Origin of the sequence: Streptomyces albus subsp. albus, from assembly GCF_000719865.1 — a bacterium.
Classification (GTDB): domain Bacteria; phylum Actinomycetota; class Actinomycetes; order Streptomycetales; family Streptomycetaceae; genus Streptomyces; species Streptomyces albus_E.
The window spans coordinates 1-12731 of record NZ_JOID01000022.1 but is presented as its reverse complement, the minus strand read 5'-3'; the positions used below and the strand labels follow the sequence as shown (position 1 = coordinate 12731).

The following is a 12731-nucleotide window of genomic DNA, read 5'->3' as shown; positions in this document are numbered from 1 at the left end:
CCCCGGAGACGGGAGCCGAACCAGGCCGGGGCACGGGCCCCGGCCAGGGCTCCGGCTCCGCCCCCCGCTCCGCGTCAGGTGTCACGTCTCAGCCCCAGCCGGTACCCGACCCCCGTGACCGTCTCCACGACCTCCGTGCCGGCGGCCCCGAGCTTGTGCCGGAGGTTCTTCACATGCGAGTCGATCGTGCGCTCGTACCCGGAGAACTCATAGCCGCGCACCCGGTTGACCAGCTCGTAGCGCGAGTACACCCGGCCGGGGACGGAGGCCAGGGCGGTCAGCAGCCCCCACTCGGTGGGGGTCAGCTCCACCTTGACGCCGTCCATCTGCGCCTCGTGCCGGTCCTCGTCGATCACCAGGCGCCCGTGTCCGTACGAGGCCGCCGCGTCGGACCGGCCGCTCTCGTGCCGGGCCCGGCTGAGCACGGCCTGCACCCGCAGCACGACCTCGGTGGGGCTGAACGGCTTGGTGACGTAGTCGTCGGCGCCCAGCCGGAGCCCGCGGATGCGGTCCTCCACCGCGTCGCGCGCGGTGAGCACGACCACCGGGGTGCCGCCCCGCTCCCTGGCCTCGCGCAGCACCTCACTGCCGTCGACGTCGGGAAGCCCGAGGTCCAGCACGGCGATGTCGACGCCCCTTTCGCCGAGGAGGCGGATCGCCTCGGCGCCGGATCCGGTCGTCACGACCGCGTACCCGGCGCGCTCCATGTAGCGGCGCAGCAGCTCGCGGATCTCCTTCTCGTCCTCGACGACGAGCACAGTGGTGGCCATGGCCCCACGTATACGTCCCGCCTCCCCGGGCTGCCAGGGCCGAACGACCCTCCCTCCGCCACTTGGCGGCCCCGGCGCCGCGATCCCCGTCTCCATACCGTCTCCATGGCGCCGCCACACCGTCTGCCGCGCCCGGGACGACGGTGGGATCACCGGGACGGAAGGGTTCCGCCACCGGAGATCCGAGGAGGAACGCCATGAAGCGCAGCGTCAAGCTCGCCACCGCCGTCGCCGGTGCGGTCGTGATCGGTGGCACCCTGGCCGCCGGGCCGGTGATCGCCGCGGCGAACGACGGACCGGGCGCGTCCGGCGGAACCACCTCGCAGAACGCGCAGCCGGGCCCGCGGCACCAGGGCGGCCCGGGATCGGGCCAGGGCATGGGCATGGGCCAGGGCATGGAGAAGAGGCAGGGCAGCCAGGGCATGGGGATGCGGGACGGATCGTGCCTCGGGGCCGGTTCCGTGACCGCGGACCAGGGCACCCTGACCGAGGAGCAGAAGGAGAACCTCGCCTGGGCGGCCGAAGAGGAGAAGCTCGCGCACGACCTGTACACGGCCTTCGGCGAGAAGTACGACACCCGGGTCTTCGACCGGATCGCCGCGTCCGAGACGAACCACCTCGAAGCCGTCCGGACGCTGCTCGACCGCTACGACGTGGCCGACCCGACCACGGGCAAGGCTGCGGGCGAGTTCGCCGACAAGACGGTCCAGGCGACGTACGACCGCCTGCTCGCGCAGGGCGAGAAGAACGAGGAGGGCGCCCTCAAGGCCGGCGTCACGGTGGAGACCGAGGACATCGAGGGCCTCACCAAGGCCATCCCCGGACTCGACGACGCCCCCGACGCCCAGCAGGTCTACGAGAACCTGCTGTCCGGCTCGGAACGCCACCTGGCGGCGTTCAACCGCTGGCTCGGCTGACCGGGAACGGCTGATCGGGCCGGCGAACGAACCGAGGGCCGGGGCAATCGCCCCGGCCCTCACACCCGTCGGCCGACCGGCCCGTGACCCGGCCCGCTCAGCATCGGAGCGCATGGCGCGACAGGGGTCATTCCCCGGCGCGGCCTCTCGCCGAGGGGCAAGGTCCGGGCAAGCAGCGGGCAGCGGCCCGTGGACCGGCGCCCGGCAGGGGCGCGAGCCGCCGATCCGCAGGCGGGAAGACGTGTACCCAGCGGACGGGGGGGACCGCTGGGTACACGGGCCGCCGGGGAGCTGTCCGCTTCTCGCGGGCCCTGATCGCACGGTGCGCGGACTCCGCTCCGCTTCTCCGTGCCCGGCGCTTCCCTCGGTGCCGTCCTCAGGACACCACGCCCCGGCGCCCGCCGACAGGGCCGACCGGCCCTCCGGGAGAGCCGGTTGGGACTTGCCCGCGCGGCACACCGCACGGCCGCGGGTCGGCGGCCACACCGCACGGCGGGGCCGGCCCGTCGAGGCGCCGTCACGCCACGCGGCCGCCCGCCGTGTGGTCCGCCCTGCGCGCGGCCTCCGCCGCGTACGCGTGCCCGGTGTCGGCGTCCTGCCCGGCCCGGGCCCGGCGCCCGGCCCGGGCTCCGGCCGCGCCCGCCCCGTACTCGTACGGTCCCGGGACCGGGAAGTACGCCTCCAGGAACGGGGTGAGCAGCGCCCGCTGCGCCTCCACGTCCTCCTCGCCGGACACGGTGTCGTTGAGGCAGAAGACGGTCCGGTCCCGCCGCGCCAGCAGCCGGTCCAGCCGCACCCCCACTGCCGGGTCGGAGATGTCGAGGTACGCGTAGCGGAGCTGCCCCGGCACGGCCCGCGCGGTGAGGAACGCGTAGTAGTGGTGGAGGGAGGAGACAACCGACAGGTCGTCGAGGCCGCGGAAGGGCCGGCTCGCGGTGGCGCGGTGCCGCTCCGGGAAGCGCTCCTCGATCTCGTACAGGACGGAGCGCCGCAGCGCGTGCGGGGTGTGCTTCATCTTGTGGCTGATCAACGTGGAGGAGATCTCCTCGATCAGCGTCCGGTTGTTCTTGCCCGCCGCGGAGACGGGGACGTCGCGCTCGGTAGGGGCGCCGGGCGGGATCAGCGCCGGCGAGGGAAAGAACCGGGTGAGTCCGTTGGCGTGGAAGAAGTCCTGCGGGCGGGTGGGGCGGCCGAGGAAGACGTCGTCGTTGAAGTAGAGGAAGTGTTCCGACAGGCCGTCGATGTGGTGCAACTGGCTCTCGATGGCGTGGGAGTTGAAGGTGGGCAGCAGCCCGGGGTCGCCGAAGATCTCCCGGTGGTCGACGATCCGCAGCCCCGGCACCTCGCCGTCCAGCCAGGACGGCACCTGGTGGTCGGTGACGAGGTAGACGTTCCGCACCCACGGGGCGTAGAGGTGCAGGGAGCGCAGGGAGTAGCGCAGTTCGTCCCGGCTGGCGTAGCGGGCGGCGTTGGCGGACTCCTCGTGGTAGGCGTGCCCGGCGGCCCGTGCGCGGCGGGCGAGCCATGCGGGGTCGTGGCCGTCGACCCAGGTGTAGACGGCGTCCACCGGGAAGCGGACGTCCTCGGGGGCCGGCCGGGCGAACTCCCTGCGGGTGCGCACCGGCGGCAGCGGCCGCGCCGGTGGGGCGAGCGCGGTGAAGAGGGATTCGGAGACCTCGACGGGGGTGTCCGCGCGGGGCACCACTTCGGCGGTCCGGTTGTGGCGCGGCGCGGTCAGGGTGGCCCCGCTCTCCTCGCCGGCGGCCCAGAACTCCACGTCGCAGCCGTACTTGGGCCCGAGGACGACGCGGCCCCGCGGGTCGCCGTGGTACCAAGTCAGCCGGATGACGTCGGCCTCCGCGACCGCGCGCCAGGTCGCGGCGCGGAAGCCGGGGGCGGTGCGCCGCAGGCGCTCCCCCGCTTCCACGGCGGTGACGTAGCCCGGGGCGGCGGCGCAGGCGCGCGCCAGGGCGCGGTGGGCGCGCGGGCGGTCGGCGGCCGCGACGGCGACGACCGCGCAGGTGTCCCGGCGGCCCCGGACGCAGAAGTGGTCGACCCCGGCCGCGTCGAGGGCCTCGCGGACCCGGGCCGAGTTCGCGTTGCGCGCCCCGAGCGGGGTCGGGTCGGGCGTGACGAGCACGGCTCTCGGTGCGCCGCCGACCATGCGCAGCGCCCGGTCCGGCCCCCGGAACGCGTCCGGGTGGCGGCGCACCGCGTAAGCCGCGCGGATCCGGCCGCCCAGGGCGCCGGGGGACGGCACCGTGGTGAGCAGCCGCTTGGCGCGGGCCCGCGCGGCGGGGGACGTCCGGGCCACGACGGCCCGTCTGAGGCGCACGGGGACGGAGCGCCGGTAGATCCGGACGGGCCAGGACACCTCGGGGTTGCGGCCGGTGACCGGGGCGGTGGTCGCGGGAGGTATGTGCGGGGTGTCCGGGACCTCTTGGGCGTCGGAGTCGTCCGGCACGTCGGCTGCGTCCGCCGCGTCCGCCGTATCTGCCGCCTCCGCCGCCGGATGCGCGGTGTCCGGCGTGGTGTCCGGCGTGGTGATGGCACCGTCTCGGCGTGTCCTGTCCCAAGGTGTCGTATCGATGTCACGCACGGCAGCCAACTCCCCTGTCAGGGGCCCGAGTCCGGCCTCGGCGGCCGGGCCCCGGGCCCGCTCGGTGGCCTCCCGTGGAGGCCGTTCCCTCCGACGTCCCGCTGCGGGTGCCCTCCCGCCGGACGCTTGATGCCCACCGGCGAGCGATGAACTGCCATGCGACGAAGGGGAATTGGAGTACGCGTCGGCCGGGGGACGGCAAGCCCGCCGGCCACGGGCGGGACCCCGCCGGACGGACCGCGCCGGACCGCGAACCGGGGCGCGTACCGGACCGCGACCGGCGCGGGCGGTACCGGAGCGCGTACCGGGCGCGGGAGCCGCGGACCGGTGGAACGCGTGTACCCAGCGGACGGGGTACCGCTGGGTACACGGGCCGCCGAGGGGCTGTCCGCTTCTCGCGGGCCCGGATTGCGCGGTGCGCGGCTCGGTGTCCGCTGCTCCGCGTCTGGTGTTCTCCTCGGTGCCACCCCCAGAACATCATGTTCCGGCGCCGGTCAACAGGGCCGACCGGTCCCGTCCCCGGGCCCACCGGCCCGCAGCCGCGTACTCCGCGACCGCGCGCCGCGCGCCGCCGTACGCGGCCTCAGCGGACCGTTGCGATGAGGCGCCGGAGTGCGGCCTGGGCCGGCGGGCCCCAGGTGGGCTTGCCGCCGGGGTCGCCCTGGATGCCCGCTTGTCCGACGAGGATGCCCATGAGGGCCTGCAGCACCGCCCAGCCCCGGGCGCGCCGCAGGGTCGCGGCGTCCGCGGCCGGCTGGTAGGCGGCGTGGAAGCGGTCGGTGGCGCCGTCCGGCAGGAGCAGCCAGGGGGCGGCGAGATCGCAGGCCGGGTCGCCCGCGCAGAGGTCGCCGAAGTCGACCACGCCGCAGAGGGTGCCGTCCAGGGTGAGGACATTGGCCGGGTGCAGATCGCCGTGGAGCCAGAGGGGCGGGCCCGCCCAGCCGGGCGCGGCGACGGCGTCGTCCCAGACCGCGCGGACGGCGCCCGGGTCCGTGACGAGCCCCTGCTCGGTGGCCGAGGCCAGCTGCCGGGCGAACTGCTCGGCGCGGTCCGCCAGCGGACCCCCGCGGCCGTGGCCGCCGACGGGAGCGTTGCCGGGGGCCGGCCGGTGAAGAGCCGTCAGGAAGCCGGCGAGGGCGTCGGCCGCCTCCGGGGCACGCGTGGCGGGGGCACGGTCGCCGGACACGCCCGGCACCCAGGTCGTGACGAGCCACGGGCGCGGAAATCGTCCGGAGGGCTCACCGAGGCGCTGGGGAACGGGCACCGGCAGCGGGAGGCGCGGGGCGAGAGCGGGCAGCCAGGCGTACTCCTTGCGCAGCAGTTCGTCCGCCTCCCGCGTCGCCCAGGGCAGCCGGACGGCGAGATCGCTGCCGAGCCGCCACAACTGGTTGTCCCAGCCGCGCGCGCCGAGGCGCACGGGACGGTCGGCCAGGTCGGGGTGCTGCTCGCGCAGCAGGTCCCGGACCAGGTCGGCGGTGATTTCGATCTTGGCGTACGTCATGGGAGGCAACGGTAACCGGAGCCGTCCGCTCCCTCATCCGCCCGGTCCGGCGGTCCTGCCGTGACGCCCCGGCGGACGTTGTACTCGTCGCCGGCGGGAGACCGCGAGCGTCGAGCTGCCCGTCACGACGGAAAGCGTTTGACGCCCCCGGCGTCCGGCGGTCGGATGGCCGTTCATGAGCACTAGGCAGACGCATCCCGGCACGCGGCCCGTCGACGACGAACTCGTACGGCGGCTGGTCGCCGCGGGTCTCCCGGTGCGGCGGGTGCCGTCCGGCGGCACGGTCAACGCCATGTACGGCTGGGCGACGGCATGGTCGTACGCCTTCCGCTGACGGAGGGCGGGGCCGCCGACGTGTCGCCGGAGCAGGAGTGGCTGCCCCGGCTCGCGCCCGGGCTGCCCACGGCCGTCCCCGGGGTGCTCGGCGCCGGGCGGCCCACCGAGGGCTATCCGTGGCCGTGTTCGGTGTACCGGCGGCTGGAAGGAGAGATCCCCGATCAGGCAGCGTTCAATCATCAGCGAGGTCCACGCACACACCGAATTCCTCAAACATGGAAATTACCGATCCCGTGAACTCGCCTCCCAGCGCTCCACGGGAGACCAGAGAATCACTCCACTCGAGACGGAACGGACTGCCCCCATCCCTCTTCATCGTCCTAAGGCAGTCGTAGAGGGCGTCAAGGTTCGATCCGAAATACCCGCCCGGCCCATTGACCGCCTCCCCAATAGCGCAGTAGAACGCATCCCTGGTAACCGCCACGGCACCGTCGAGGCGCACCATTTCGGCGGTCTGGTATCGGGTCGCCCTCAGACCAGATGAAAACCATGCCGTCTGGACTACATGCAGCCAGCTTGCGTGATATTCAGAGGGGTATTGAACCCACTCGCCAGGCGCGTCCGGCCTGTTGGCCGACCACATTCTCCAGATTTCCCCCGCCCACGGGTATTCGCAAGCACTCCCATGGAACGAATATTTAACATCAGGATACCCTTCCCCACCTTCCTGAATATTCGGACTCTCCAGGGCCTCACGAGTGATTCTTCCGATGTAGTACGACCCAATCGACTCCATCTGCCGACCGACAACCTCGAGTACCGCTGATTCGGTTACCCTTTTAACCTTCTTAACGTAGCGGGTGCCGGCGAATACAACCGTCTGTCGCGGTTCCTCGTCGGCACCGATGAAGAACCCCCGCAGGTCCTCCGCCATCAAGAGGATATCCTGGGAGTCCTTGTCGACGAGTCGGTACAGAATTCCATGCATAGCTTCAGACACCATGTGACGCACCCAGATTCCCCACTGTTCAACCTACGCGAAAGGATCCACGTCAAGTCACGGCCCAAGCGGGCCGAAGCCGCGTGACGCACCGGCGGCGCTCAAGGTACACCACGCGGCTTCGGCGCAACAGGTTCTACTTTTTACGCCACCCCCAGTCAGGGAAATGCGGGGCCGTGAAGCGCTGGATCTTCACGTAATGGGTTGAAGTCCACCCGATCGCCTCAACGCCGTTGGAAAACGTCTTCACGACAATGCGTTCGTCGCTTTTTCCCCCGGGAACCCGGTACTCCTTGGCCCCTTTCCACCACGGATACTCTCTTCCCTCGTACACGTCATGGGACGTGAGCATGCCCTGTTTGTAAAGATCGTACGCCGATGCAATCTCAGGCGACATCCCCGACGGCAGTTTGTCCGACAACCGACCATTCGGGCAGTGCTTTTTTGATGCCAAGGCCGGCGTGTTTCCGAACACCAGGTCCGCGGCTCCTGGACCGACAACTGCTGCCCTGCGGACGTTTGGCTCCGACTTGCTCCGAGCCTGGACCGCAGCGACACCCGAAAATCGATCAGCGGCAAGAAGAGGAACTCTGCCCGATGCGAAAGCCTTCGGTCCGCAGCCTGTCTTTCCAAGCCACTTCAGCTTAAGAGCGGCCAGCACGAGACCGGACAGGCAGGACGGATCCTTGTCCTGTAGACACTTCTCGATCTCTTCAGCGCCGATGTACCAGAGGATCAGACGTTCCGTGAAAGTACTTTCCGTACAGGCGTACCCGCCCGCTCCGTCGCCCGCGCAGACCAGAACCGTACCCGGCGTCAGATCCCCGTGCTCCATGTACTTGTCGCGGTACTCGATGAACCGTTTGCGGATCAGTTCGCGAAGCTCATCGTCCGAGAGCGGCTTGCTGACACCATCGGCCTTCGCTTCTTCCCTGACCTGCTCCTTGAACTCCGCGAGCAACTTCTCGGCCGCGATCTTCCGAGCTTCGAACGCGGCCTTCGCGGCCGCTGCGGCATCCTTGCCGGCGGAAGTGGCAGAGACACTCGCCTGATAGGCCGCCATGTTGGCCTGGTAGGCGTAGCCGGACGCGATGGTTGCGGATCTCTGCGCCCGTTCTGCGGAGCGCGTCGCAGCTTGCGCGTCGCTGCGCGCGGCCGCGGCGGCGTCGCGGGCTTTCTTGGCGGACTCGGCGGCACGGTTGGCCGACTCGGCCGCCTGGTCGGCGGACTTGTCCGCCTGCTGGGCGTGCTTGGACGCCTTCTTCGCGGATTCCTGCGCCTCGTTCGCCCAGGTGACCGCTTCGGCGGCGTCCTCGCGCGCTTCCGCCGCGACGGCCTGTGCCTCGGCGGCGCCCTTGTGGGCGAGCGCCGCCGACCGGTCGGCGGCCGCCAGAAGGGTGTCGATCTCGGCGATGTGCGCGGCCGCGTTGGCGTCCCGCTGCTGCGCCTTGTACTGACCGATCTCCAGGAAGGCCCGCAGGTACGACGGTGGTCCCGACAGAGCGGCCTGCGCCGCCGCCTTTACCTCGGGGCCGCCGTTGGCCAGGGCCTGGGCGACGGCCACGCGGTCGTCTTCCTCCCGGGCGTTGTGCTGCCCGGTGGTCAGGAACCGGTGCAGGTCGTCCGCGGTGCCGTCCAGAGCTTCGGAAGCCGCGGCCTTCACGCCCGGCCCGCCCTTGTCCATGATCTGCGCGACGGCGACGCGGTCGTCGTGCTCCTTGCCCGGGTAGGCACGGGTGCGCAGGAATTCCCGGACCTCGTCGACCGGCTTGTCCAGCACGGCCAGGGCGGCCTCCTGCTGGGCGGGCTTGTCGGTGGTGGCGGCGATGTGCGCGACGCTGGCGCGGTCGTCCTGCGCCAGGGCCAGATCCAGCCCGTCGCGTACGAACGCGGTGACGTCCGCCTCGGTGCCCACGAGAGCCGTTTCGGCGGCTTCGCGGACCCAGGTCCCGCCACGGGTCATCAGGTTGACCGCGGCCTGCCTGCCCTTGGCGACCGTGACCTCGGGCTCCGTCGCTGCGGCGGCTTCCTCCCAGAGCTTCCGCGTCTCGGTGTCGAGCTGCTGGATCCGCCCCGCTTCCCACCGGGCGACGGCGACTCGCTCGTCGTAGGCCTTCTTGGCCTCCTCGGCCGCCAGGACGTTCTCTTCCTCCTGCTCGGCCAGGCGTTCCGCGTCGGCGTCGCGGGCCAACTGGGCCACGGTCTTGGCCTGGGTAGACGCTGCCTGCGCGTTGTTGGCGGCCTCCGTGGCGGCGTTGGCCGCCACGGAGGATTCCTTGGCGGCGTCCACGGCCTTGCCGGCCTCGTCGGCGGCCTTGTCCGCCGCCTCGGCCGCGGCCTCGGCATGGTCCGCGGCCTTGTTGGCGGCCGTGCGCGACTGCCGTGCGGCCGTGGCGGCCTGGTTGGCGTTGGTCTGCGCGGCGTTGGCCGCGCGCGTGGCCTGCCCGGCCAGGCGCCTGGCCCGGGCCGCCGCCGCTTCGGCCTCCTCCACCTTGGCTCCGGCCTCGCCCGCCCAGCGGCCGGCCTCGGCTGCCGCGGCCGCCGCCGCGGCCGCGTTGGCGCCCGCGCTGGCGGCCGCACCGGCCGCCTTCGCCGCGTTCTCGGCGGCCAGACCGGCTTTGTCGGCGGCGTCCGCCGCCTTCCGCGCCCCCTTTGCGGCATTCCTCGCGTTCTCGGCCGCTTCCCGGGCCTGCTTCGCCCGGGTGGCGTCACCGGCCGCCGCGGCGGCCGCGGACCGGGCCGAGGAAGCCGCGCTCCCGGCCCTGCTGGCCGCGAAAGCCGCCTGCGCCGCAGCTGTGGCGGCCACCCGCGCCGCCCTGTTCGCCCCCGCGGCAGCGGACACCGCCGTACGGGCCGACTGCGCCGCCCGGTCGGCCGCGGCCGCCGCCCGTGACGCGGCCGCCGCGGCCTTCCCGGCCGAGGACTTGGCCGCCTCCGCCTCCCGGGCCGCGACCTGCGCCGCCTCCTTTGCCCGCTGCGTGGCCTGCTGCGCCTTGGCCGCCTCCTCCTTGGCCTTCTCGGTCAGCTGCGTGGCCTGCTTCTGGGCGCAGTCGGCGAGCTTGGCCAGCTGGGAGACGGTGAGCGTCTCCTGGTCCCGCGCGGACGCGACCTGCCACCCGTGGTCCAGGAACTCCTGGACGTCCTCCGGGGTACCGTCCAGCGCCTGCTGAGCGAGCTTCTTGACGTTCGGGCCGCCCGCCGTCATCAATTGGGCGACCTGGACACGGTTGTCGACTTCACGCGCCTCGAACTGGTCCTCGGTGATGAACCGGCGCCAGTCATCGGACGAGCCGTCCAGCGCCTTATTCGCGGCCTCTTTCACGCCCGGCCCGCCCGCGGCCATGATCTGCGTCACCTCGACGCGCAGATCATCGTCGTACGGGCCGACGAGCCCTCCGTCGAGGAACGCCTTCAGCTCCTCGACACCGCCGTCCAGCGCGGCGTTGGCCGCCTCGCGGACGCCCGGCCCGCCCATGGCCATGATCTGGGCGACCTGAACGCGGAGATCGTGTTCCCAGATGACCGGCAGATCCTCGGCCATGAAGGCCTGGACGTCCTCGTCCGACCCCGCCATGGCGGCCTCGGCCGCCCTCCGCACGCCCGGGCCGCCGTACTTCCACGCCTCGACGACGTCCGACCGGTCGTACTCCGGTGGCTCCTCCGCCGCCGCGGGCCGTAAGTCCAGGCTCACGACCATCACCAGGGCCAGGAGCGTGGCCACGACACCACGCAGACCCGGCAGGATTCGGGATCTCGTCAGCAACGCCCTGCCCCCTTACCGCGACACGAGGATGCGCGTACCGCTACCGCTACCGCGGTGCGATTCCGGTTACTTTTCAGCACAGTTGGCTTCCCTCCAGCGGAGAAACTCGTCCGGACGGTTGGTGATGACGCCGTCGACGCCCCAGGCCGTCGCGTCCTTCCATTCGCTTTCGCTGTCGATCGTCCAGACGAAGACCTGGACGCCGGCCGACTTCAGTTGCTTCACCGCCGCGCTCCGTACCGCGAGGCCGCTGAACTTCACGGCGTATCCGCTGAGCGAGAACGCGCGGGCCGTCGCGACGGGGTCCGCGTCGAGCTGGGAGCGCAACAGCGCGACCCGGGTCTTGTACGGTGACGCGGCCGCGTCCCGGACGATGTCCTCGTCGAAGGACTGGAGCAGGGTGCGCTCGGTCATCCCGGCGCCGGAGACGAGTTCCAGGGCGCGGTCGACGTACTCGGTCGGCTGCGGGCCCTTGATTTCGAGGAGGAGCCGGGCGGGCCTGTCCTTGAGCGCGGTCAGCGCCTGTTCCAGGGTGGGGACGCGGCCGCCGCCGTCCACGGTCAGCCGGGATATCTCCTCGCCGGTCAGTTCGTCGACGCGGCCCGTGCCATTGGTGGTCCGGTCGACGGTCGCGTCGTGCAGGACGACCGCCCGGCCGTCCTTGCTGAACCGCACATCCGTCTCGACCCAGTCCGCGCCGCCGTCGGCCGCGGCCTCCAGCGAGGCGACGGTGTTCTCCGGGGCGGTCTCCGGAGCGCCGCGGTGGCCGATGGCGTAGGTGTCGGCGCAGTACACCGCGGAGGTCTGCTCCGAGATGCGGAGGTCGTCGACGGTGCCGGCGGCGTTCTCCCGGAAGGAGCCCTTGTAGAAGAGCCGGCCGATCTGGAGTGCGCTGTTGGCCCGCCACGGAGTGGTGAACTCGGCGGCCGGCTGCGCCTTGCCGTTCACGAACAACTGGACCGTTTTCGCTGACGCGTCGTACTCGCCGGCCAGATGCGTCCACACCCCGGTCTCTGCCGCGGCCGAGCTCAGCGAACGCACGATCGTCGTGTCGTCGGTGTCCTTCGCATGGCGGTTGAACACCCACTTGTCGAAGGACTTCGAGTAATACAGCTGGAAACCGCTGGCCCGCTCGCCCGCCTGCGACACGAACGTGTAGTTCCCGTCCTTGTTCTCCAGCTTCACCCACGCCGACACCGAGAACGACTTCGTCGTGTCCACCACCGGACCCGCCGTCGCCGCATACCCCGACGAACCGTCCAGCCTCAGCCCCGTACCGGTCCTGCCCGCCACGCCGAGCCGCGCACCGCGCCCGGCCACCGACGCGGCCATCCCGGCGCCCGACCCACCCCCGGCATGCGTCTCCCCTGCGCTCTCGTCGAGCGGGAACGACGCCAACTCCTGCAAGTGGGCGGGAAGTTCACCGTCGGCCATCGACGCGGCGTCGGCCTCCGTCACCACCGACTGGACGACCCGCACCTCGTCGAGGTCCGCCGCCGCGTACTCCTGCCAGGCACCGTGCCAGCGCAGCCGCCCCAGTTGCAGAGCGCCCGAGGCCCGCCACGGGGTCGTGAACTCCGCCGACTCCTGGAGCCGGCCGTTCACGTGCAAGGACACCGACTGCTCGGCGGCATCGTATGAGCCGGTCAGATGGGTCCACACGCCCGGCTGCGCGGCGGCCTTGCTCTTCGCGCGGACGATCACCGGACTGTCGGTGTCCGCAGCGTGCCGGTTGAACACCCACTTGTCGTAGTGCTTCGAGTAGTACAGCTGGAAACCGCTGGCGCGCGCGCCGGCCTGGGAGAGGAACGTGTAGTTCCCGTCCTTGTCGTCCAGCTTCACCCACGCCGACACCGAGAACGACTTCGTCGTGTCCACCACCGGACCCGCCGTCGCCGCATACCC

The 12731-nt window shown here is 71.9% G+C and carries 7 protein-coding genes and 1 pseudogene; 2 read left to right on the top strand and 6 right to left on the bottom strand.

Going from position 1 to position 12731, the window contains the following annotated elements; all coding sequences use genetic code 11:
- Positions 1-74: 74 nt before the first annotated feature.
- On the bottom strand, positions 75-770 hold the full coding sequence (locus IF83_RS0122005; RefSeq protein ID WP_030546778.1) for a response regulator transcription factor: 696 nt from the start codon (positions 768-770) through the stop codon (positions 75-77).
- A gap of 197 nt (positions 771-967) precedes the next feature.
- On the opposite strand from IF83_RS0122005, the gene IF83_RS0122000 reads away from it, so the two are divergent.
- Positions 968-1687: a ferritin-like domain-containing protein gene (locus tag IF83_RS0122000; RefSeq protein WP_030546776.1), complete on the top strand. Its 720-nt coding sequence runs from the start codon at positions 968-970 to the stop codon at positions 1685-1687.
- 517 nt (positions 1688-2204) lie between these two features.
- On the opposite strand, the gene IF83_RS0121995 is transcribed toward IF83_RS0122000, so the two are convergent.
- Together IF83_RS0121995 and IF83_RS0121990 are read right to left on the bottom strand one after the other, a co-directional pair.
- Positions 2205-4151 (bottom strand): stealth family protein, encoded by a 1947-nt coding sequence (locus IF83_RS0121995; RefSeq protein WP_078843732.1) that lies wholly within the window; start codon positions 4149-4151, stop codon positions 2205-2207.
- A 718-nt stretch (positions 4152-4869) separates the two neighbouring features.
- Positions 4870-5787, bottom strand: a complete 918-nt coding sequence (locus tag IF83_RS0121990) for an aminoglycoside phosphotransferase family protein (RefSeq protein WP_030546772.1) — start codon at positions 5785-5787, stop codon at positions 4870-4872.
- Between the two features lie 175 nt (positions 5788-5962).
- Between IF83_RS0121990 and IF83_RS32445 the strand changes: the two are divergent.
- Positions 5963-6300: pseudogene (locus IF83_RS32445) on the top strand (phosphotransferase); the annotation flags it as partial.
- Here the strand turns inward: IF83_RS32445 and IF83_RS0121980 are convergent.
- The 3 genes from IF83_RS0121980 to IF83_RS31335 form a co-directional block, all read right to left on the bottom strand.
- The gene (locus IF83_RS0121980; protein ID WP_244177165.1) at positions 6296-7051 is read right to left on the bottom strand and encodes a barstar family protein; all 756 of its coding nucleotides are present in this window, start codon (positions 7049-7051) and stop codon (positions 6296-6298) included. The pseudogene IF83_RS32445 and the gene IF83_RS0121980 overlap by 5 nt on opposite strands.
- A 148-nt stretch (positions 7052-7199) precedes the next feature.
- On the bottom strand, positions 7200-10826 hold the full coding sequence (locus tag IF83_RS35350; protein ID WP_279617225.1) for an ALF repeat-containing protein: 3627 nt from the start codon (positions 10824-10826) through the stop codon (positions 7200-7202).
- A 66-nt stretch (positions 10827-10892) separates the two neighbouring features.
- Positions 10893-12731, bottom strand: a 1839-nt coding sequence (locus IF83_RS31335) for a glycerophosphodiester phosphodiesterase family protein (RefSeq protein WP_279617224.1), incomplete at its 5' end; no start/stop codon positions are given.

Coding starts and splice junctions, on each gene's coding strand:
- IF83_RS0122005 (WP_030546778.1), bottom strand. CDS start 770: ATGGCCACCACTGTGCTCGTCGTCGAGGACGAGAAGGAGATCCGCGAG.
- IF83_RS0121980 (WP_244177165.1), bottom strand. CDS start 7,051: ATGCATGGAATTCTGTACCGACTCGTCGACAAGGACTCCCAGGATATC.
- IF83_RS0122000 (WP_030546776.1), top strand. CDS start 968: ATGAAGCGCAGCGTCAAGCTCGCCACCGCCGTCGCCGGTGCGGTCGTG.
- IF83_RS0121990 (WP_030546772.1), bottom strand. CDS start 5,787: ATGACGTACGCCAAGATCGAAATCACCGCCGACCTGGTCCGGGACCTG.